This window comes from Aeromonas sp. 600527 (assembly GCF_049175415.1).
Classification (GTDB): domain Bacteria; phylum Pseudomonadota; class Gammaproteobacteria; order Enterobacterales; family Aeromonadaceae; genus Aeromonas; species Aeromonas veronii_A.
Map to the genome: position 1 here is coordinate 18,811 of NZ_JAAKVA010000006.1, position 21,431 is coordinate 40,241.

20 protein-coding genes are annotated in these 21,431 nt (G+C 61.9%); 10 read left to right on the forward strand and 10 right to left on the reverse strand.

Annotated features, from left to right (window positions below; translation table 11 throughout):
* Positions 1 to 12: 12 nt before the first annotated feature.
* Positions 13 to 1,455: a RimK family protein gene (locus G5154_RS09580; protein ID WP_421244081.1), complete on the reverse strand. Its 1,443-nt coding sequence runs from the start codon at positions 1,453 to 1,455 to the stop codon at positions 13 to 15.
* Between the two features lie 187 nt (positions 1,456 to 1,642).
* On the opposite strand from G5154_RS09580, the gene G5154_RS09585 reads away from it, so the two are divergent.
* Genes G5154_RS09585 through G5154_RS09595 form a run of 3 tightly spaced genes read left to right on the forward strand, consistent with a single transcriptional unit; the run spans position 1,643 to position 3,168 of the window.
* Positions 1,643 to 2,107, forward strand: a complete 465-nt coding sequence (locus tag G5154_RS09585; RefSeq protein WP_421250725.1) for a GNAT family N-acetyltransferase — start codon at positions 1,643 to 1,645, stop codon at positions 2,105 to 2,107.
* Positions 2,108 to 2,118: 11 nt separating this feature from the next.
* A complete protein-coding gene (locus G5154_RS09590; protein ID WP_421250726.1) occupies positions 2,119 to 2,364 on the forward strand; it encodes a DUF3624 domain-containing protein in 246 nt (81 codons plus the stop codon).
* Between the two features lie 57 nt (positions 2,365 to 2,421).
* A complete protein-coding gene (locus tag G5154_RS09595; RefSeq protein WP_104016563.1) occupies positions 2,422 to 3,168 on the forward strand; it encodes an SDR family oxidoreductase in 747 nt (248 codons plus the stop codon).
* Between the two features lie 61 nt (positions 3,169 to 3,229).
* Here the strand turns inward: G5154_RS09595 and G5154_RS09600 are convergent, their stop codons facing one another.
* Entirely contained in the window at positions 3,230 to 4,702 is a 1,473-nt protein-coding gene (locus G5154_RS09600) for a C69 family dipeptidase (RefSeq protein ID WP_216976082.1), read from the reverse strand.
* Between the two features lie 471 nt (positions 4,703 to 5,173).
* On the opposite strand from G5154_RS09600, the gene G5154_RS09605 reads away from it, so the two are divergent.
* The gene (locus G5154_RS09605; protein ID WP_033115559.1) at positions 5,174 to 5,629 is read left to right on the forward strand and encodes a hypothetical protein; all 456 of its coding nucleotides are present in this window, start codon (positions 5,174 to 5,176) and stop codon (positions 5,627 to 5,629) included.
* 187 nt (positions 5,630 to 5,816) lie between these two features.
* Here the strand turns inward: G5154_RS09605 and G5154_RS09610 are convergent, their stop codons facing one another.
* Entirely contained in the window at positions 5,817 to 6,398 is a 582-nt protein-coding gene (locus tag G5154_RS09610; protein ID WP_421250727.1) for a hypothetical protein, read from the reverse strand.
* A gap of 237 nt (positions 6,399 to 6,635) precedes the next feature.
* Between G5154_RS09610 and G5154_RS09615 the strand changes: the two genes are divergently transcribed.
* Entirely contained in the window at positions 6,636 to 7,787 is a 1,152-nt protein-coding gene (locus G5154_RS09615) for an iron-containing alcohol dehydrogenase (protein ID WP_421250728.1), read from the forward strand.
* Between the two features lie 89 nt (positions 7,788 to 7,876).
* Here the strand turns inward: G5154_RS09615 and G5154_RS09620 are convergent, their stop codons facing one another.
* From G5154_RS09620 to G5154_RS09635, 4 genes are all read right to left on the reverse strand, one after another.
* Complete coding sequence (locus G5154_RS09620; protein WP_005363178.1) at positions 7,877 to 8,335, reverse strand: methylglyoxal synthase; 459 nt, start codon at positions 8,333 to 8,335, stop codon at positions 7,877 to 7,879.
* Positions 8,336 to 8,423: 88 nt separating this feature from the next.
* On the reverse strand, positions 8,424 to 10,529 hold the full coding sequence (locus tag G5154_RS09625) for a DUF885 domain-containing protein (protein ID WP_421250729.1): 2,106 nt from the start codon (positions 10,527 to 10,529) through the stop codon (positions 8,424 to 8,426).
* A gap of 202 nt (positions 10,530 to 10,731) precedes the next feature.
* The gene (gene bfr, locus G5154_RS09630) at positions 10,732 to 11,211 is read right to left on the reverse strand and encodes a bacterioferritin (RefSeq protein ID WP_042053647.1); all 480 of its coding nucleotides are present in this window, start codon (positions 11,209 to 11,211) and stop codon (positions 10,732 to 10,734) included.
* A 142-nt stretch (positions 11,212 to 11,353) separates the two neighbouring features.
* A complete protein-coding gene (locus tag G5154_RS09635) occupies positions 11,354 to 11,560 on the reverse strand; it encodes a bacterioferritin-associated ferredoxin (protein WP_216980044.1) in 207 nt (68 codons plus the stop codon).
* A gap of 136 nt (positions 11,561 to 11,696) precedes the next feature.
* Here G5154_RS09635 and G5154_RS09640 point away from each other — a divergent pair, with 136 nt between their 5' ends.
* Both G5154_RS09640 and G5154_RS09645 read left to right on the forward strand, forming a co-directional pair.
* Positions 11,697 to 12,008 carry an HlyU family transcriptional regulator gene (locus G5154_RS09640; protein WP_335828513.1) on the forward strand — a complete coding sequence of 104 codons (312 nt, stop codon included), beginning with the start codon at positions 11,697 to 11,699 and terminating at the stop codon, positions 12,006 to 12,008.
* A complete protein-coding gene (locus G5154_RS09645) occupies positions 12,005 to 14,071 on the forward strand; it encodes a tRNA(Met) cytidine acetyltransferase TmcA (RefSeq protein ID WP_421260180.1) in 2,067 nt (688 codons plus the stop codon). The genes G5154_RS09640 and G5154_RS09645 overlap by 4 nt, the downstream gene beginning before the upstream one ends.
* On the opposite strand, the gene G5154_RS09650 is transcribed toward G5154_RS09645, so the two are convergent.
* Positions 14,058 to 14,777, reverse strand: coding sequence for an SDR family NAD(P)-dependent oxidoreductase (locus G5154_RS09650; protein WP_335828515.1), 720 nt, complete (start codon positions 14,775 to 14,777; stop codon positions 14,058 to 14,060). The genes G5154_RS09645 and G5154_RS09650 overlap by 14 nt on opposite strands.
* Positions 14,778 to 14,980: 203 nt before the next feature.
* On the opposite strand from G5154_RS09650, the gene G5154_RS09655 reads away from it, so the two are divergent.
* The 3 genes from G5154_RS09655 (at position 14,981) to G5154_RS09665 (ending at position 17,283) form a co-directional block, all read left to right on the forward strand.
* Positions 14,981 to 15,997 (forward strand): chemotaxis protein, encoded by a 1,017-nt coding sequence (locus G5154_RS09655; RefSeq protein ID WP_100644989.1) that lies wholly within the window; start codon positions 14,981 to 14,983, stop codon positions 15,995 to 15,997.
* A 174-nt stretch (positions 15,998 to 16,171) separates the two neighbouring features.
* Positions 16,172 to 16,651: a hypothetical protein gene (locus tag G5154_RS09660; RefSeq protein WP_005354955.1), complete on the forward strand. Its 480-nt coding sequence runs from the start codon at positions 16,172 to 16,174 to the stop codon at positions 16,649 to 16,651.
* Positions 16,652 to 16,668: 17 nt separating this feature from the next.
* Positions 16,669 to 17,283 (forward strand): superoxide dismutase, encoded by a 615-nt coding sequence (locus G5154_RS09665; protein WP_421250731.1) that lies wholly within the window; start codon positions 16,669 to 16,671, stop codon positions 17,281 to 17,283.
* 84 nt (positions 17,284 to 17,367) lie between these two features.
* Here G5154_RS09665 and G5154_RS09670 read toward each other — a convergent pair whose 3' ends face one another.
* Complete coding sequence (locus tag G5154_RS09670; protein WP_421260181.1) at positions 17,368 to 18,315, reverse strand: ElyC/SanA/YdcF family protein; 948 nt, start codon at positions 18,313 to 18,315, stop codon at positions 17,368 to 17,370.
* A 186-nt stretch (positions 18,316 to 18,501) separates the two neighbouring features.
* Positions 18,502 to 21,261, reverse strand: coding sequence for a collagenase (locus G5154_RS09675; protein WP_421260182.1), 2,760 nt, complete (start codon positions 21,259 to 21,261; stop codon positions 18,502 to 18,504).
* Positions 21,262 to 21,431: the final 170 nt, after the last annotated feature.

Sequence of the window (21,431 nt, forward strand, 5' to 3'; positions counted from 1 at the left end):
CGATGCTTGTTGTTATCCGGCCGCGCTCTGCCCCCGGTTCTCCAGCCGCTGGCGGAAGGCACGGGCCAGTCGCTCGTAGAGATCCTGCGCCTCCTTGTCTTCAATATCGCCACGTATCCAGGGATTGTCGATGATTTCCAGCAGCACGCAGTCGCGCCCCTGCTGGCGCAGGTCGACCCCGAACAGGCCGTTGCCGAGCTGATGGACGGCGCGGCGGGCGGTTTGCAGCACCCGTTCCGGTACCTCGTTGAGCGGCAGCGCCTCAATGCGGCTCATGTCGAGAGGGTGTTTGCGGCGGCGAATGCGGTTGCCGGGCTCGGGCCGGAAACGGCGGCAGGCAAACAGCGGCGAACCGTCGAGAAAGCCGATGCGCCAGTCGAACTCGGCGGGGATCCGGCTCTGCACCAGCAGCAGGGCGGAGCGGGCCAGCCCCTCGTCCAGCAGGCGAGCCAGCTGCTGCTCGTCGCTGGCCATGGCCAGATCTCGCCCCTGCGCCCCGTCGGGCACCTTCACCATCAGTGGCAGGCCGAGCCGTTGCACCAGCTCGTCCACGTGGTGGCGGCCGCGGCGGGTCACCACCATGGTGGGCGGCATGGGCACGCCGCTGCGCACCATCAGCTCGTAGAGATAGAGTTTGTTGCTGCAGGCGAGGATGGCGCGGGAGCTGTCGATCACCGGCATCTTGAGCTGCTCGGCGCGGCGGGCAAATTCGAAGGTGTAGTGGCCGACCGCCGTCTCGGAGCGCAGCCAGAGGGTATCGAACTCCGGCAGCCGCTCGATGGCTGACGGCGCCAGGATCTCGGCCCGGATCCCCTGCGCCGCGGCCGCTTTGATAAAGCGCTCCAGCGCCACTGCATCGCTGCTGGCGCGGCCGTCGTTGGGGTCGACCAGAATGGCGAGTTGGTAGAGTGGCGCCGCCTGCTCCTCGTCGCCGGTGCCCACCAGTGCCTGGGCGTGGTGCAGCATCAGCTCTTTCTCGCTCGGGCTCAGCGCCAGCGGTGACAGGCTCTGCTGCTGGCGCACCGACCAGCCGTGGCGGCCGCGCTTGAGGGTCAGCTCCTGCAGCGGCAGCTGGCTGAGGCCATAGTAGTAGCGGGCCAGCCCCGCCAGCTCGCTCAGTTCGCTCTGGCCGAAAATGGCGCGTACCCGGATCCTGTCTTCGCTCTGCTGGGCCAGCCAGCCCTGCAATTTTCGCCACAGCTTGGCCGGTGGCTGTTGGGGCTGCAACTGGCTGATGGCCTGCAAACCCGGCAGACAGTGGTGGCCGCGGGCCTGGGCCAGCAGCGAGCAGTAGTAGCCGGCGCTGAGGTGTTCCAGATTGCGGCAGAGGTTGATGATGCGGGGGCGGCCGCCGGTGGTGGGCACCCCGTGTTGCAGATAGGTGCGGGCGGTCAGCAGATAATCGGCATGGCAGGGCCAGTCGCCCAGCTCTTCGACGATGACGTAGGTACTCATATTTTTCGGCTCCACAGATGAAACTGCCTTAAGCGGCAGGATCCCCAGTGGGCTTCGATGCACCGACAAGCACGACAATGGCGCGAGGGGAAACAAGAGGTTACAGTGCCTAATATTCTGCCTTGGTAACTTGTGATACAAGTCGCATTTTTGGTGCTGAGGATAAATAACCGAACAAGGACTCCCCGTGTTGACCGTCCGCGCCGCCCGACCCAGCGATCTGGGCGCCATCGTTAAACTGGAACGCTACTGTTTTCCTCCCGAGGTCGCCTTTGGCCGCAGTCGCTGGCACTATCTGCTCGCCCAGGCCAGAGGCCGCACCCTGCTGGTGCTGGATGAGAAGGAGCAGTTGATGGGCTATCTCTGCCTGCTGGAGCACAAGGGGTGGGATCGCCTCATCGTGCAGACCCTCGCCATCCGCTGGACCATCCGTCGTCAGGGCTGGGCGCGGCGCCTGCTGGAGCAGGTGATCCGCGAAGGGCAGGAGGCTGGCTGGGGGGCGATCCGGCTGGAGGTCGGCGATGCCAACGCCGAGGCACTGGCGCTCTATCGGGGGCTGGGGTTCAAAGCCACCCAGCGGCTGCCCGACTACTATGGCCCGGGTCAGCATGCCCATCGGCTGGTGCTGAAGCTGGCCGGAGAGAGGAGATAAGAGGAGAGGGGATGAGCTGCGACAACTGTCTTGCCACCGCCATCAGGGCCAAGCTGGGGCGCTGCCCGGTCTGCGCCGGCCAGACCTTTGCCATCGGCATGGTCGGCTGGCTGGTCTGGTGGTGGTTTGGTGCCGACACTTCGGTCAACGCCCTCACCGCCCTGCTGTTTGCGCTGGGGGGCTCGGCACTCTTTCTGCTCCATCTGGCGGTGTTTGTCTGGCGCAAGGCGACCGGACGTGAATTGAGCGATGAATAAGTCAGATTGGTTTCAACAACATAAATAACAATATCGGTTGAGATAATGGAGGTTCAGATGATAGCAATGGTAACGGGCGCCTCGTCCGGGTTTGGTGAGTCCATCAGCCGCCAGCTGGTGCAGGCGGGCTACAAGGTGATCGGTACCGGTCGTCGCGCCGAGCGGCTCGCTGCGCTGGCTGACGAGCTGGGCGCGCAGTTCCTGCCGCTGGCGTTCGACGTGCAGGACAAGGCGGCCACCCGCGCTGCCATCGCTGCTCTGCCAGCCGAGTGGAGCGAGGTGGATCTGCTGGTAAACAACGCCGGTCTGGCGCTGGGGCTGGAGCCGGCCCACAAGGCGGATCTGGAAGATTGGGAGCAGATGATCGCCACCAACATCAGCGGTCTGACCCTGCTCACCCGATTGCTGCTGCCGGGCATGGTGGCGCGCAATCGCGGTCACGTCATCAATATCGGTTCGATTGCGGGCACCTACCCCTATCCGGGTGGTAACGTCTACGGCGCCACCAAGGCGTTCGTGAAGCAGTTCAGCCTCAACCTGCGCGCCGATCTGGCGGGTACCGCCATCCGCGTCACCAACGTGGAGCCGGGCCTGTGCGGCGGCACCGAGTTCTCCAACGTGCGCTTCCACGGTGATGATGCCAAGGCGGCCTCCGTCTATCAGGGGGTGGAAGCGATCCAGCCGGAAGACATCGCCAATACCGTGCTCTGGGTGAGCCAGCAACCGGCCCACGTCAACATCAACAGCATCGAGATCATGCCGGTGGCGCAGACCTTCGGCCCGCTCAATATCAGCCGTCGCTGATCGCCGCATTGGCTGAAACAAAAGAGGCTCCCTTAGGAGCCTCTTTGCGTTGGCGAACCGATTACAGGCTCATGATCTTCTTGAACTCCTCCGGCGAATACTTCTTCTCGGTGCGCTTGGTGAGATCCGTCATCAGCTTGTAGCGCAGCGTTTTGGCCATCTGATAGGTCTGCTCCAACTGGCCATAGGAGTAGTCGGCGGCTAGCCCGATGGCGGTAGCCTTGTCGCTGGCATAGGCCTGCTTCAGGCTCTTGTCGAGCAGGGCTACCTCCTTGTAAAGCTTGCTGCTCTCCTTGCTCCAGACGCCGCGCAGCAGCGGCAGGTACTTGTCCGGATCGGCGCTGGCCAGCGCGGTCAGGCTGCGGAACTGCCAGTAGGCAGAGTCATCGGAGTAGCTGTCGCTGCCGGTGCGATAGGGCTGGGGGTAGGATTCCAGGGTGTTGTATAGCGGCACCATCACAGATTCGGCCAGCACGCCGTAGCTCTGCCAGATCAATCCCTGCAGCTCTTTGGGCATCTCCTTGCGCAGCTGGATGACGTGGGATTCCAGCTGGCGATCGATGCGGATCGGCCGCTCAGCCTTGCCCGCCAGCGGCGTGCCCTCATAGGTGGCGCTCAGCAGTTTGGCCACGTCCGGCACGGCGATGGGATCATCCGGCTTCATAAAGAGCGGATATTGCGCCTGCCGGGTCGGCTGCGGATGGCTGGCGGTCAGCATTTTCTGGCCGAGCCACTCCCGATCCACGTTATACGGGTCAGCGATGACCCCGAACGCCTTGGCGAAGTTGAACTCTTTCGGGTCGGCGTTATCCAGCAGTTTGTGCTCGCGTACAAACTCCAGCAGCTTGGGCGAGTGCAGCACATCGGCGCTGTCGAGATTGACGCCGTGGATGCGCAGGCCGTTGGCCACCATGGCGTAGCTGTCGTCCGGCACCCGCACCGCAATCCAGTGGTGGCCGGAGCCGATCTCCATCAGCCAGGCCTCGTTCACATCCGCCAGATAGAGGCTGTTGCCCTCACCGGCGCCATATTGCTCCACATAGCTGCCGAGCAGCTCGACCCCCTCTTTGGCCGTTTTGGCCTGCGGCAGGATCAGGGTCGGGATGATGGCTTCAATCACTCCCTTCTCGATCAGCGGATCGGCTTTCTGGGCCTTGTCGTTGACCTCGGCACTGGTGGTGGCCGAAATGGCGACGTTGAACTCGTTGATGCCGCGCTCCTCGTAATACTTGCCGTCGGGGTCGCTGGCTGTGGCATCCCAGTCACGAATGGCGGAGTAGGCGAAAAACGCCTTGGGCATCGGCACTTCCAGCCCGTTACCCAGTTTCCAGACCTTGCCCTCGTTCTGCTGCGCGGGCCGGAAGGCGAGGTACTTGTTCCAGTTGTTGACGCCAAAATCCTCGTTTCTGGCGATCATCACGCTGCCATCGGCACTGGCCCCCTTGCCGACGATAAGGCCGGTACAGGCGTCGGCACTGGTGCCAAGCAGGGTGAGCAGGGTGGCGGAGAGAAGACTCAAGGTGTGTTTTTTCATCGTTATGCCCGAAAGGTTGCGGTGAGTGAGAGTCAGACGAGGGGATGAGGTGTGGGGAGGCCGCAACTCCGAACTGGCAGCGGAGTGCGCTCGGCAGATTGGTCTGCCTGTTATTGGTTTTACGAACAGATCATCCATGACACGGCTGGCTGGTTGTGATGTGCGCCAAAATTGTATGCCTCGCTGGTTGTTTGTTTTGTGATCGACGGAGCGTTCCTGCGGTTTATAGGGTGCAGCGTTTTTGAGGCAGCGGTATGTGTCGGAAATTGGGGGAAAGCAGCGGATGAGTCATGATTCTGACGCTGCGTCGGGGCTGTAACCGCTGGCAAGCTTGCCAGCGCGGGGATCTCGACCAATCTAACAAGTTGGCCTGTAACTTGCTGGTTTTATTGTCAAAGGTGGGGCCAGACCCCATACCGCCGCATTCAGTCGGCCCGCTCCGGCGGGTCGGCACACAGAACGGGAGTCTTCATGGATATCAAACCCTACAGCCAGCAGCTTGCCCAGAGCGCCTCCAACAACCGCGCCCTCGCCACCCTCAACAGTGCCAGTAGCGGTGGTCAGGGTGGTGGCTGGGAGGAGATGGTCAGCCTCTCCACCCAGCGCATGACCGGTCAGGCCCAGCAGGTGCTCACCTATGAACATCTGGCCAAGAACAGCAAGTTGCCGCCGGCGCTCGACATGAGCTCCGACAAGGGGGGCGTGGTGCAGCAGCTGGTGGATAAGGCACTCGGGTTTGATCGCAAAAAATTCAACGAGATAGAAGACAAGCTCAAGGCTATCGCCGACAACAAGAAGCTGACCCCGGAAGAGCGGGCTGAGCAGAGCAAGCCGCTCAATGAGCAGAAAGATGCGATGCTGAAAGAGGCAATGGATCGCCTGACCGGCAAGAAGAGCTCATCCAAAGATGAGGCCAAAACCGCCTGAGGGGTTGCCGGCACGACTCAAACGGCAATTCGTGGCTAGGGGGGCAAGCACTTGCCCCTGTCGGGGTTAAGTGAACTGCGCCATGCAACAAGCTGCGCAGTAAAAAAGGGAGGGCAGATGCCACTCCCTTTCTGTTTGAGCAAGAGCGGGGCTGGAACAAGTCAGCCACGCTATCTCTTTTCAGGCGCTATTTCTTTTCAGGTACTATGCCAATCCCCACTGCCTGGGTCTGGACGGCCTTGATCTGATCCCCCTGGGCGATCAGGGCAAGCTGCGCCGGGTCGTGTACCTTGAGCATCAGGGTGTGATCCACCCCTTTGACCGTGATGGTCTGCTGCGCCTTGTCGACGGCGATGACATCACCATAGAGGGTCACTTTTCTGGCCACGCCGGCTCCCGGTTTCTCACCTGCTCCGGCCTTGTCGGCAGCCACCTCCACGATCCGCTGTCTGACGCCCGCCCCGCCCTTGATGAGCTCCAGATCCAGCATCTGCAGATATCTGAGCGCCACCGTATCGCCCACCTTGAGGTTGGCCAGATTGGTGACCTGTTCACCGGCGATGATATCGAACGCTTCACTGGCGGCATTGGTCAGGCTCACCTTGCGACTGGCAATGTCGATGGCGGTCACCTTCGCCTGGGCGTATACGGCCTCCACTATGTTGGCCTTGCCGGGGGCCGTGGCGACGTCGGCGGTGACCTCGGCGGCCTGCGTCAGCGTGGTTGAGAGGGAGAGCAGAGCGGCAATCCATGCATGTTTTAGTTTCATGTGTCAGACCTTGTGAGCAAAGGAGTTGGAAGGGGCAGCGCCGGGATGGAGCAAGGCAGCACTCCCAGCTCCCGAAGAGACCATAGCAAAGCTGCCAGGAGACCATAGCAGAGCCGTCGCTCTTTATTTCGCAGGCAGCCTGCTCAATATGCAATTTGATAGCCGGCTCCCGTTTTTTGACCTGTCGGGATCGTGGGCGCACAATGTCCCCGCATTGATCAAGTCGAGGAGCCCGCCGTGTACAACTTCCAATATGCCAATCCGACCCGCATCTGTTTCGGCGAGGGGCAGATCGCCTGCCTGCCCGAACTGATCCCGCCCGGCAGCCGGCTGCTGGTGCTCTACGGCGGTGGCAGCATCAAGCAGAACGGGGTGTATGAGCAGTTGACCCGGGCGCTGGAGGGGGTGACGTGGCAGGAGTTTTCTGGCATCGGTGCCAACCCCAGATTCGAGCTGTTGATGGAGGCGGTGGCGCAGGTGAAACGCGAGCGCATCGACTTCTTGCTGGCAGTCGGGGGCGGCTCGGTTGTCGATGGCACCAAGTTTGTTGCGGCCGCAGCCTGCTACGAGGGGGATGATCCCTGGGATATCTGCGGCAAGCAGGCGAGCGTGCACAAGGCGCTGCCGATGGGCTGTGTGCTGACCCTGCCGGCGACCGGCTCCGAGAGCAATCCCACCTCGGTGGTGAGCCGGGGAGATGTGAAGATCTCCTTCAGAAGCCCGCTGGTGCAGCCGCAGTTTGCGGTGCTCGACCCGACCACTACCTACAGCCTGCCGCCGCGCCAGACCGGCAACGGGGTGGTGGATGCCTTCGTCCATATCGCCGAGCAGTACCTCACCTTCCCGGTGGGAGGCGAGGTGCAGGACAGACTGGCGGAGGGGCTGCTGCAGGTGCTGGTGGAGAACGGCCCCAAGGCGCTGGCGGAGCCGACCAACTATCAGGTGCGGGCCAATCTGATGTGGGCGGCCAGTCTGGCGCTCAACGGCCTTATCGGTTGCGGGGTGCCACAGGATTGGGCCTCCCACGCCATCGGCCATCAGCTGACGGCGCTTTACGGGCTCGACCATGGTCAGAGTCTGGCGGTGGTGCTGCCCGCCCTGCTGCGGGAGCGGGCTGCGCAGAAGCAGGAGAAACTGGCCCAGTTTGCCGAGCGGGTGTGGCATTCGACCCGCGAGGACAAGGCCCTGCGCATCGAGGAGACGATCATCCGTACCGAGCAGTTCTTCCAGAAGATGGGGCTGGGCACCCGGCTGGCCGACTATGGCCTCAGCGAAAGCTGCATTCCGGCGGTCTGCTCCAACCTCAAGCGGGTGGGGCGCACTGCGCTCGGTGAACAGCAGGATATCGATCCGGATCGGGTGGCGCGCATTCTCGCCCGTGCGCTATAAGCCTGCGCCGGTTTGTTTCCCTGGCTGATTCATTTTCCCAATTAAAGAGGGCCGCTTGTTGCGGCCCTCTTGCATGACGGGTTAGCCGATCACTCGGTACGCGCCTTGAGGTAGCCGGCGTAGTCCGGGATCTGCACGCTGAACGCCTGGCGCATGTGGGGGCTGTCCATGATGAAATCAGCGGTCGCCTCGTTGGTGGCGACCGGGATGTTCCAGACTGCCGCGAGGCGCAGCAGCGCCTTAACATCCGGATCGTGGGGCACCGCATTGAGGGGATCCCAGAAGAAGATCAGCACGTCGATCTTGCCCTCGGCGATCAGGGCGCCGAGCTGCTGGTCGCCCCCCATCGGGCCGGAGAAGAGGCAGGTGATGGGCAGTTGCGCCTTCTTGCCGAGCATGGTGCCGGTGGTGCCGGTCGCATAGAGATGGTGGAGCTTGAGCTCCTCCTTGCGGCGCATCACCCAGTTCAGCAGAGGGGTCTTCATGTTGTCGTGAGCCACCAGTGCCACCCGTTTGTGGGGTGCCATCTCGCGTGCAATCTGTTCCATGGAAATCGTCCGTAGCATTGTTATTGGCAGAGAGCCGTATCCTAATCGAAAGCGGCGCCCATTGCCTTGCCGGGCGCCGTAACTGTGATCACTTCGACTGTTCAATCCACTGCTGGTTCTTCTGCTCCAGCACCGAGATGGGCAGCATGCCGTATTCCAGCACATGGTGGTGGAACGCCTTGAGGTCAAAGCCTGCGCCCAGCGCCTGCTCGGCCGACTCCCGCATCCGGATCAGCGCCAGCTGGCCAGCCTTGTAGGAGGTCGCCTGGCCGGTGTAGGCCATGTAGCGCGGCACCTCGGAGCTGATATCCCCCGCCCCCAGCGCCGAGTTCTCCTTCATGTAGTTGACGGCCTGGTCGTGGCTCCAGCCATACCAGTGAATGCCGGTATCCACCACCAACCGCATGGCCCTCAGCATCTCCTCGTTGAGGCGACCGAAGTACTGCAGCTGGTTGTTGAAGGCGGACGATCCCTCGACCTTCACGTCCCCCACCTCCGGATCATAGAGACCGCGCCCCTGATAGAGCCCCATGTCGTGATCCGCCAGGTATTCGGTGTAGAGCGCCCAGCCCTCCGCATAGGCGGTGTAGGAGGCGTTCGCCACGTACTGCGGGAAGTCGGGATCCTTCGCGGCCAGCTCCTGGGCGATGGTGATCTGGAAGTGGTGGCCTGGCGCCGCCTCGTGGGCCAGCAGGGTGCTGATGTTCCAGCTCTGCAGACCATAAGGGAAGTAGGTGTTGAGGAAGAACTGCCCCTTGCGGCCGGTCTGCGGGTTGCCGTCCTGATACCAAGCCACCCCGCCGTATGGCGCATCTTCATAGGAGACGGGCACCACCTCGTAATCCAGCTTGGGAATGGTACGCTCGGCATCGAAGAAGTCCGGCAGCACCAGCGCCGCCTTGCTCTTGAAGGCGTTGTACTCCTGCAGTGCCCGCTCGTGTTCGGCCAGCGCCTGTTGCTGCGGCCCGCTCAGGGTCGCCCCGGCTGCATTGTCCGGGTTGAGGCCGGCAGACCAGACCGCCAGCGGATTCTGGTAGAAGAAGGCCGGCTCGTTCAGATAGCGGAAGAAGGCGTAGATCTGGCCGCTCTGCTTGCTCTGGGCCACGTCGTCGCTGTCACACTTGCCGACGGTATGGCACACCTTGACCATGGCGCCGAAGATCCGCTCCACCTCGCTCAGCCCCAGCGCATGCACCTGCTCCGGCGTCATGTCGGTGGTGGTGTGCTTCTTCAGCAGCCAGCGATACCAGTCGCGCCCGTTGGTCATGCCGCAGAAACCGTCGTCGCACTCGCCGCTGCCAAGGCGCACCGCATAGGCGCCGCCATGCTGGTAATCCAGGTAGTCGCGCAGCGCCAGATAGCGGCCGTTGATGCTGTCCAGCACCCCCTTGTACTCGCTGCGCAGCGCCTCGTCCGCCTCTCCCGGCAGTTGCTGCCAGCCGAGATAGGCGCCGGCGATCGCCTCCCCATCCAGCTTGCTGTTGAGCTGGGCCAGCAGCCGGTCCACCAGCTCGTCCGGCAGGGTGTTGCCCTGAGCGCTGCCCAGTTCGAACTGGTGCTTCACCTCGGCAAGGTAGCCGTTATAGGCCTTGAGCCAGGTGAGGTGCTCCTGATACCAGGCCAGTGGCGCGGTAGCGGCCCTCGCCTTGCTCACCGGAACCGGGGCTGCGGCCGGGCGATCGATATCGCGCCGCCAGGCGGCATCCCCCGGTGCGACCCGCTCGGCCGAACTCTGCTCGAAGTAGTCGAAGCCACCCTCGACGGTGCGGGCGGCCCTGCCACTGGCCGGGGCGGCCCCCACCTCATCGGCCAGATCCACCACCCGGTTGCGGAAGTGATGGATCGGGATCTGGGACTGGGGCAGATCGTAACCCGCCAGGTTGATCTGCAGATCCCAGCGGATCATGTCGTAGAACAACCGGTCCCGTTCGCTCAGCACGCTCACGTCCAGAGCATCCAGCCGCTTGAGCAGGGCGTTGTCGAGGGCCTTGCGCTTGGCGATGCTAGCGGCATCGATGGCAAAACCGTAGGGGTCGAGCGCCTGGCCTTCGCGCAGGGCCTCGTCCATGGTCTGCATCAGAGAGGCCTTGGCGGCGGCGGGATCCGCCGGGGCGTTGGAGCTGTTGTCGTTGCAGGCGGCAAGAGAGAGGGCAATGGCGCAGGCTAGCGCGAGCTTGTTGGGTAGGAAGTGCATGATGTAGTCCTTTCACATGTTGTTATTGTATGTCCCTGTGAGGGGCTCCAATAGTGCAACTCCCAAGCGTCTGTTTTTGCGATCTGATTAACAAAAATACGCTTATTTTTCATGCTGATAAGTGGTGTGAAAAGCTATGCAGCCAGACATTAAAAAACCCGCCGTAGCGGGTTTTTTAACCGTTTTTTCATGCCATAACTATTCAGGATGAACTGTGGTGCAGTTGCGACTGCTGGTAGTTCTCCAGCCCGATGCGATCGATGAGATCGAGCTGGGTCTCCAGCCAGTCCACGTGCTCCTCCTCGTCTTCCAGGATCTCCTGGAACAGGTCGCGGCTGATGTAGTCTTGTACCGACTCGGCATAGGCGATGGCTACCTTGAGGTCGGGGATGGCATCCATCTCCAGCGACAGGTCGCAGCGCAGCATCTCCTCCACCGTCTCGCCTATGCGCAGCTTGCCCAGATCCTGCAAGTTGGGCAGTCCTTCCAGAAACAGCACCCGTTTGACCAGCTCGTCGGCGTGTTTCATCTCATCGATGGACTCGTGATACTCCTTGTGCCCGAGCGCCTTGAGGCCCCAGTCATCGTAGATGCGGGCATGCAGAAAATATTGGTTGATGGCTATCAGCTCATTGGCCAGTACCTTGTTGAGGTGGGCAATGATCTTGGGATCTCCTTTCATCGACAGTGCTCCTTGGTTCGTGCCTGAGGCTGAGATCCTTAGAGCTTAGTCCAGAAAAGTGACAACAAGAGGTCCAGCGAGCTAGCTCGCCTGCGGAAAGGGATTGAAAAGACGGGCCGGTTTTACCGGCGACAGGCCCTGCTCAGGCCACCTCGTAGTAGAGCGGCGCCTGTTCCAGCTCGGCCTTGTCCAGTTCGGCGGCGATGATCTCCATGGTCATGCGCACGCATTTGCCACACTGGGCGCCCACCTCGAGCGACTGCTTGAGCTGGCGGAATTCGCTTTTACCTGACTGCACCGCCTTGCGGATCTGGGTATCTGTGATGCCGCGGCACAAACAGACGTACATGATGATTACCTCTTGTGGAATGACATGAAATCTAAATGAGAATGGTTCGTAGTGCAAATAACCGTTGGTAATAAGATCCCCCGCTTGCCAGCCATCAACCCCTTGGTGACAATGCCCTGTCACTGAGGAAAACATCATGCTCAAGAAACTGTTCACTGCCCTGTTTGGCGGCCAGCCCGCTGTGGTCGCCGAAGTCACTCCCACCGAATATGCCGGCTATCTCATCTACCCCGAGCCAATGGCGGAAGGGGGCCAGTACCGGTTGGCTGGCCGCATCACCAAAGAGCTGGACGGCGTGCTGCAAACCCACCGTTTCATCCGCTCCGATCTGTTTGTCAATCCGGCCGATGCCGAGCGTTTCATGGTGCAGAAGGCCCACACCTTTATCGATCAGATGGGAGATCGCATGTTCGAGCCCCGCAAACCGGCTGACAGCCAGGCTTCATGACTCTGCAAGAGGTCGCCTTGCTGCGCGAGGCGCTGGCCCGCGCCGGTGAGCGGCGCCTGATCTGGCTGGAGGGGGAGGAGGCCGACTGCATTGCCCGCGCCCAATCCCTGCTCGGTGAGACCGTCTTCTGGCTGGGTGCCGGGCCCGAGTGTTATGCCCCGCAACCCGCCGCCAAGGCGCTGCAGCGGCTCGGTCAGGAGTGCGACACGCTGGTGTTCAACGCCTTCAGCGGCTTTCACCCCGATGCGTTCGGGGCGCTGGCTGGCACTCTATGCGCTGGTGGCTTGCTGTTGCTGCTGACCCCGCCCAGAACACAGTGGCCTGCATGGCCGGATCCTGACCGGATCCGGCTGGTGGCCCAGCCGGAGGAGGCGGGCCGGGCCGGCCACGGCTTTATCGCCCGACTGGTTCGGTTGCTGGAAGGTGATCCAGCCCTCTCTCTGGAGCCGCCGGTTTGCGCGCAGCCGTGGCAACCGCTTGGGCCCGAACGCAGGCTGAGCAGCGATCAGGCACGGGCGCTGCCCGCCATCCACAAGGTGTTGCACGGCCATCGTCGTCGGCCACTGGTGCTGAGCGCCGACCGCGGTCGTGGCAAGAGTGCGCTGCTGGGGCTGGCTGCCGCCGAGTTGCTGCGCCAGCAACCCTCGCTGAACATAGTGGTGACGGCCCCCTCACAGGCAACGGTAGCGACCCTGTTTGCCCACGCCGCTCGCGGGCTAGATACTACGCCTGAACAGCTGACCGGACTGAGCTACTGCTCGCCGGATCGGCTGGTGCACGAGGCGATGAATCCCGATCTGCTGCTGGTGGATGAAGCGGCCGCCATTCCGACCCCGCTGCTCGAGGCCATGCTTGCCCGCCACAGTCGCATCGTGTTTGCCACCACCGAGCACGGTTACGAGGGGACGGGGCGAGGTTTTCACCTGCGCTTCAAGCGTGTGCTCGATAGCCAGACCCCGGAGTGGCAGGAGATCCGCCTCTCTGAACCCATTCGCTGGAGTGAGCGTGATCCACTGGAGCCGCTGATTTTCCGCCTGCTCGGCCTCAATGCCGAAGTCGCAATGCCCTTGCCGCCGACCAGCCCGAGCTGGCGTCTGGTCAATCAGGAGGCGCTGGAGAGCGACGAGACGTTGCTCAACCAGCTGTTCGGCCTGCTGGTGCTGGCTCACTACCAGACTACGCCGAGCGATCTCAGATCCCTGCTGGAGAGCCCGGATCTCGACATCCATCTGCTGGAGCAGGACGAGAGCCTGCTGGGTGTGGCCTTGGTGGCGCGGGAAGGGGAGATAGAGCCCGAGCTGGCCGAGGCGATCTGGGCCGGTCGCCGCCGTCCGCGCGGCCATCTGCTGCCCCAGTCGCTGCTGGCCCACGCCGGTTTCAAAACGGCGGGGGGGCGCAGATACGCCCGGGTGATGCGTATCGCCATCCATCCCGAGCTGCACCGGCACGGACTGGGTTCGCTGCTGCTTGGCAGGCTTGAAGAACATTATCGTCAGGTGGGGATCGATTACCTCGGTTCTGCCTTTTCGGCCAGCGCCGACCTGCTCCCTTTCTGGCGCAAGGCCGGGCTGGAGGTGCTGCGCATCGGCCTGCAGCGGGATGCCGCCAGCGGCTGCCACGCAGCCCTGCTGCTAAAGGCGCTGAAACCCGAGCATGAGACCGAGTTGAATCAGTGGCAGCTGCGTTTTGTACGCCAGCTGCCGACCCTGCTGGCGGGTGAGCTGAAAGGATTGGAGCCCGAGCTGGTATGGCAATGCCTGCAAGGCAGCACCGTCACCGCGGCTGAGCTTGGCGAGTTCGAGCGTGACGAAATTGAGTGCTTTGCCCTGCATCACAAGCCGTTCGAACTGAGCCAATCCAGCTTGCAGCTGTGGCTGGCGCGCAATCTGGCTGTGCTGGGTTCACTGACTCCTGAAGAGCGTTATCTGCTGATTGCCCCCATCTGGCAATATGCCGACTGGGGAAGACTGGCTGCGAGGTTGCAACTGGCGGGCAAGCCCGCCGTGATCAAGAGGTTGCGGGCGCTGCTGGCGCGTCTCCTGATCTCCTCTACCACTCGATAGGTTTGCCCTGCCAGTCGAGAAAGCTCAGCTCGCCATCCGGTTGCAGCCGGCTCATCAGGTTAATCAGATGGTCGGCTACCAGTTCGGGACTCTGCACATTTCCTGGCGGTACATTGGCGTGAAACGGGCGAGAGAGTTGGGTATCCACTGTGCCGGGATGGAAGGCCAGCAATTTGACGCCGGGGGCCCGCCGGGCCAGCTCGATGGCGGCACACTTGAGCAGCATGTTGAGGGCGGCCTTGGATGCACGATAGCCATACCAGCCGCCCGCTCGGTTGTCGCCAATGCTGCCGACACGAGCGCTGAGAACGGCTAAAGTGCAGGGCTCGCGGCCAAACAGCGGTAACAACTGGCTGATCCAGCGCAGCGGCAGCAAGGCGTTGGTCTGGTAGAGGCGGGTCATGGCATCCAGATTGATTGCTTCTAGTCGCTTCTCTGGCTGGATCTCCCCCTGATGCAGTATGCCGTTGCAGATCACCACCCTGTGCGGTTTCGGTGCAAACTCCGCGATTCGGGCTACCGCAGTTGCCATCTGCTCATCGCTGTAATCACAACATAGCCAGTGCAGAGCCGGCGACGAGAGGCCCGCAGGTGCGGGCTGACGGCTGATGGCAATCACTGGCCCGACACCAGCCGCCAACCAATGTGTCACCAGAGCTGCCCCGGTCCCGCCAGAAGCGCCAATCACGATTATGCCTTCACTCATCTCAGGCTCCTTGTGAGTGCATGATGGATTTCACCATCCGCCAACTTTGTCCTGATTGGCAGATACGCTCGTGCCAGCCTGCGGGATCAAGCGGTTAACGCTGCAATCTTGCCGAGATCCGAGCTACTGGGCGAATTCCATTCCTATACTGAGGGAAAACCGCAGCAGAGTGCTGCCTGCGCAACCAGAACATGAGAGTCACCATGATGGCCAAAGACGGGGAAGAGCGTAAATCCATTCTGACCGAGAGCGGCACCAACGAGCTCGAGATCATCGAATTTCACCTCAAGAAGCAGCTGCCGGACGGGCGCGAAAAGATCGCCTACTACGGGATCAACGTTGCCAAGGTGCGCGAGGTGATCCGGGTGCCGGAGACTACAGATTACCCCAATGCCCAGCGCCACATGGTGGGGGTATTCTCCCTGCGGGATCGGCTGATCCCGCTGGTGGATCTGGCGGGCTGGCTTGGCATCAAAACCAACCCGGATCCCAGCCACAAGGTGGTGATTGTCACCGACTTCAACAAGATGGCCAACGGCTTCCTGATCGACAGTGTCAGCAGGATCCACCGAGTCTCCTGGGAGGATGTGGAGTCCCCCAGCCAGTTTCTGGAAGCGGGTGAAAACGACTGTGTGGTGGCCGTGGTCAGGCGCGATGGCAACCTCATCATGATCCTCGATTTCGAGAAAATCATCGCCGACATCAATCCCGAACTTAGCATGGAGAAGTACGACGTCACCCAGGACCGCAAGGTGCTCATCGACGATCGCATGATGGCGCTGCGCCAGGGCAAAACCATTCTGGTGGTGGACGACTCGGCCTTTATCCGCAAGATGATCGAGACCACCCTGCGCACCGCTGGCTACAACGTGATCACGGCCAAGGACGGGGGAGAGGGACTGGAGATGATGACGGATTTCGATCGTCTGGCCCAGGAGGAGAGAATGCCGGTGACCGGCTTCGTCAATGCGGTGATCACCGATGTGGAGATGCCGCGCATGGATGGCATGCACCTGCTCAAGCGGCTGCGGGACACCCCCTCCTACAAGGAGATGCCCATCGTGATGTTCTCCTCCCTGATGAGCGATGACAACCGTCAGAAAGCGCTGCAATTGGGGGCCAACGATACCATCACCAAGCCCGAGATAGGGCGCATGGTGGGGATGATGGATCACATGCTGCTGGGAATTGCCCCGCCTTCGCCCGCCAACAACATCTGACCTGCCATTAACTTCCAATTGGCCGGTCGAATCCACTGACCGGTGCCTCAAGCGGCCACTCCTTGCCAAGGGGTGGCCGCGCTGTTTTGGCTATTTGCTGCGATCCCGACGCCCCTTGTCTCCCGGATACGACTCGTGTAATGATAATTATTATCATTTGTTGGTGTGAAGCATATGACAGCAACCTGGGTGAAGGGGTGGGTCGAGTCGACCGAAGGTGGCAGCAGCATGAGTCACTGGAAACAGCAGACCCGAGAGGGTAATCGGCTGTTTGACTGCGGCGAGTATCATCAGGCGTTGGCTCATTATCAGCAGGCGCTCTGGCTGGCTCGTCAGCAGTTGGTTCAGTGGCACGACGCGGATGAGGCGGTGGCTGCGCTGGTTGTGGCTCACCACAATCTGGCGGATCTGCTGGTGGCCATGACTCTGCCCGATCGCGCCGCCGACCTGCTCTGCTATGTGCACGACTGCCTGCTGGCGACCTGTCACTCCCCCGCTTGCTCCTCTCGCCTGCGAGAGGCTGCATTGCGCCATACCCGCACAACTCGTGCCGAGTTGCTGACGTTCGTACAGCGCCACGGCAGCCACGCCGGGATCATGCGTTCGCTCGGTCACTGCCTGTGTCAGAGCGAGCCCTCATCCCGGCTCCATTAATCCGAACAGAGGTCATCATGAGCCATACTCTGCCAGCCCTGAACTATGCCTACGACGCACTGGAACCCCATATCGATGCACTGACCATGGAGATCCACCATAGCCGTCATCACCAGACTTATATCAATAACCTCAACGCCGCACTGGAAACGGCGCCCGATCTGGCCGCACTGCCGGTAGAGGAGCTGCTGAGCCGCTTCGACACCCTGCCAACCGCCCAGCAGGGAGCGGTCCGCAACCATGGCGGCGGCCATGCCAACCACTCCCTGTTCTGGCTGGTGATGAGCCCGCAGGGGGGCGGTGAGCCGGGCGGTGAGCTGGCTCTGGCCATCGAGCGGGAATTGGGGGGATTCGATGCCTTCAAGCAGGCTTTCACTCAGGCGGCTCTGAGCCGCTTTGGTAGTGGCTGGGCCTGGCTGGTGGTGGACAAGGCGGGCAGATTGCAGGTGGAGAGCAGTGCCAACCAGGATAGTCCCTTGATGCATGGCCATACCCCGATCCTGGGGCTGGATGTGTGGGAGCACGCCTACTATCTCAAGTACCAGAACAAGCGTCCTGACTATATCGCAGCCTTCTATCAGGTGGTGGATTGGGCCGAAGTGGCCCGCCGCTATCAGGCGGCGCGAGGCTGACCTGGTCGCTGGGAATGGGTGTGCAGGCTCACCGCTACAACCCGCGCTGTAATAACAAGACCCGCCAGTTGGCGGGTCGTCTGTTTATGGTGTGGCAGTGCTGACGCTGGCGGCTGAAGGGGTCATCGGCAATGTGGGCAAGGCCGTGCTGGACGCCTCTGCGGCGGTTTCCATCGCGGGTTGGGCGGGAGTGACCAGCTCAGTCGTTGCCGCTGCGGATACAGCAGGAGTGACTTGTTCAGTCACGGCCGAGGCAGATGGAGTAGCCGACTCGGTGGCAACCGCGGCAGAGACTGCCGCTGGCTTGGCCTCATCCACCGCCGGTTTGGGTTGTTTGAGGCAGGGTTGCAGGCTGCCGATGGTGCTCAGTGACTGGCAAGGCACAGGCAGACCGACGGGCACTGGCTCTCCGAGAAATTTGGGCCCCTTGTCCAGCACGTAGAGATCGACCAGCCCCATCAGGCGGGCAAAGACTTCCCGCACCCGGGTGCGGATCCCCTGATAGGCGCTGGGATCCTCGGCATTGAAGCCAACCGCATCGATACCGAAATGGCGGGCGATGAAAATGGCCCGCTCGTTATGAAAGCCCTGGGATACCACGGTAAAGCGCTCCTGACCGAACACCTCCTTGGCGCGAACCACTGAGTCTAGGGTGCGGAATCCGGCGAAATCCATATAGATTGCGGAAGCGGGGATACCCGCCTTGATCAGGGCGCGACGCATCTGGCGTGGCTCGTTGTACTGCACGGTGGCGTTGTCACCGGAGACGATGATGAAGTCCACCTTGGCATTGTTGTAGAGCTCGGCCGCCGCCTTGATGCGGTATTTGAAGTAGTGGTTGGGGCCGCCACCGGAGAGATATTTGGAGGTACCCAGCACCACCGCAACCCGGTTGTAGGGCACCTCGTCCACCTGATCGTAGGTGTAGTGGCGGGCATCCGAGACGATCCATTCGCTATAGGCCAGCACCGAGGCAATCAGTGCCAGCAGTATCAGCAGGCAGGCGAGGAGGATCTTGGCAAACTTCTTCATGCGTGGTGCGGTCAGGGTCTGAAAAGGGGGTGGCTCTCGGCATTCTATTACAACTCGGCCGCCGGCGTCAGGCTTGATAACGGGCGGGCACCTCATTCGGGCAGAGGTTGTCGCAGCAGAGGTCGGGAAAGCGGGAGGATAAAGCGAGGGGCTGCGGTGGCAGCCCCTCTGGTCGGTGAAGGTCTATCAGTGGGCGGAGTCGTTACCCTTGCAGGCGTCTGACTCCTTGTTTGCTTGCCACCAGGGCAGCAGATCCCGGGCGAGCCATGCCTGATAGGCGTCGCTGTCGTTGGCGATCAGCCGGTCCAGCTCCCCTTCGAAGTCGCTCATCGCCTGCTGCCGATCCGGATTGCGCAGCGCCTGTGCCAGCGTCAGCCAGCTGGCGCCGCGACCGGTGTCGTTAAGGAAGCGGTGCACGGTATAGGACCAGGAGTAGACCATCTCGCCACCTTGGTCGTAGTCAAGGTGGAGGATAGCCGCCAGTGTCGGACGCTGGTTGGCGGGGCGGTTTGCCACGTTATCCAGACCCCGGGCAAAGCACTGGCCGTGGGCGATGTACTCAGCAATCCCCTCGGCCCACCAGGTGGTGCGGTTGAGCGGATAGTGGCCGAAGCTGCCGTACTGGTTGAAGCGGCCATCCAGATAGTGAACGTACTCGTGGCGCAGGTTCCACACCTGGAAGGCAGGGCGTTTCCACTCTGCCTCATAGGCGAAGAAGCGGGCCTGATTGCCGGGACGAGCTGGATCCCCCTCGATGTAGATGCCGCCATTGTCAGTGGAGACACCAAACAGCGCGCTGCCGTAGCGGCCCCAGTCGGCGGAGGAGTTGAAGATCACCAGCTCCAGCGCCTCGTTGTGATCATCGGCCACCGGTTGCCAGCCTGTCTCCATCTGCTGGTGGAAGCGCTGCTCTTCATCACCCAGCTCGCGGCAGATCCCTTCGGCCTGAGCCTGGGTCAGATCCTGAGCACGCAGACGCAGGGTTGGCGAGCAGGTGTGCTCGAACGGCAGAATATCTTCCATGCGGATCGGGGTACAAAGCTCGGCGAACTCACCGCTGACACAGGCTTCGCTGGTGCGATCCGTGTAGGTGAGGTAGTAGCTGGAGAGGGTCAGGGAGACCTCTTCCAGCATGGCAGCCGGATGCTGTCCACCCGGGATCAGCCCTTGCTGGCGCATGATGGCGATGACATCGCGATCCAGCTGCTGGCGATAGGCGATCGCCTTATCCAGGCTGGTGTGATGGAGATAGCGCATCATCTGGTAGAGGCGGCTGTGGGCATCGAGGATGTTGTTGAAGATAAAGAGATCCCGTGAGCCATCGCGCTGTTTCCAGAGGGCCAGCTCGCTCAGGCCCAGTTGCAGCAGGCTCTGGCGCAATGCCGCCTCCTGTTGCAGCACAGCTGCGCTGAAGTCTGCCTGCTGACCGTAAGAGGCGCTCTGATCGACCAGATTGAGCAGCTCGAACAGGCCATCGGCCCAGGGTTTGTGGCCATTGATCTGTGCCGCATGTTGCACCGCATAGCCGAGCGCCTGGTTGAGCTGGGCCAGCATGGGGGCGGCACTCTGGCGGAAGGCGGCTTGGCCAAGTTGTCCCTGCGCCGCTACGCTCCAGGCTTCCAGCACTGTGCCAGCCTGATCCTGTGGTTCGGCACCCAGCAGCAGGGGGTGGTTGAGCAGATCAATCATTACCCCGGCTAGAGCCCGGGCGGCCTGATCACTCTCTTTGCCAACGCCGCCATGGTAGTTATGGGCGCGCACATAGTAGAGCAGCTTGTCCATTGCCGGATGGGTCGGCTGGTTGGCCGCCAGCAGGGCACGCATGCCGCGAACCACCGCCATCAGCTTGGCGTCATCGTGGCCGTAATCCGCCTGCCAGGCAGGGCTGTTCTGGCCGCTCACGTCGGCCACCAGTTTGGCGGCATCGCTGTCGAGCAGATCCACATCGGGCTGCTCTGGCTCGGAGCAGAGACGACCGTTGGCGCGGCGGCACTCCAGCTGCTCCTCCTTGCTGGCCAGCACGATGGGGCGATTGAGCACCCGACTCTCCTGCCACGCTTTGCTCTCTGGCAGGGGTTGCCACTCGCCGCCAGCGACCGGGTATTGGTAGCCGCTATCTTGCAGCGTTACCTGAACCTCGCTGCCTGCAGGGATCACCTGACGGCAGATGCGATAGCGGATGGTGTTGCTCCCCTCCTTGCGTTCCTGCGGCTCATCACACTCCTGCTGAGGCGTGAGCTGATCCAGCTGCCACTGATAGCGGCGCCAGACGTGGATCTCGCTGACCTGAGCGGCAGCCTGACTGCCTGCCACCGGTTGCAGACGGAAAAAGATCTGCTCCAACCGGCCATCCCGCTCACTCGGGGTCTCTTCAAGTACCTGCAACTGCTGCCAATCCTGCGGCTGATAGTGCCACTCCGACTCGGTGCAGCGGCCCTGCGCGTTGAGTTCGCAGCGATCCAGCTCCCTTTCGCTCTGACCCAGGATGATGGCTTGTGGCAGCGGCAGACGATCCTGCCGCTGGGCGGTCGGCGTGCCCGCCAGCTGCTCCCAGCGACCCTGCTTGAGGCCATAACCAAAGTCATAACTGCTGGCGGGAATGAGCTTGCCCGCCGGAATCCGATCTTCACAGCGTACGAAGCGGATCTGCCAGCCCGCATCTACCTTGAGCTGCGGCTCGCCACACTGCTGTTCGGCCAGTGCGGCGAGATCGCTGCTCTGCCAGTCGAAGCGACGGTAGACCCTGAGCTGCTGATAGGGGGCGTTGCTGCTGCGCGCCTTGAGCTCGTAGGTGATCTCGGTGATGCGCGCAGCCAGTTGCCGGCTCGATTCGCCAGTCAGCTGATACTGTCGCCAGTCATTGGGGGAGTAGTTGGCTTGCGCCGAGGATGTAGCCAAAAGCAGGGGGCCTGCCAGCAGCAGCCACCCGGTACCTGAACGGTTCATTTTTATCCCTTTGTTGTTTGTGTATTGTCTTGCGAGTAATCGCAAAGCAATCTAAATGGTTCCAAAGGGATATCAACTTTCAATTTTAGGCCATATAAATCAATAAGATGTCATGGCCTAGCATCTATGCGGATTATCGGGAGCTGCCGCCGCAGTGAAGACTCACATGT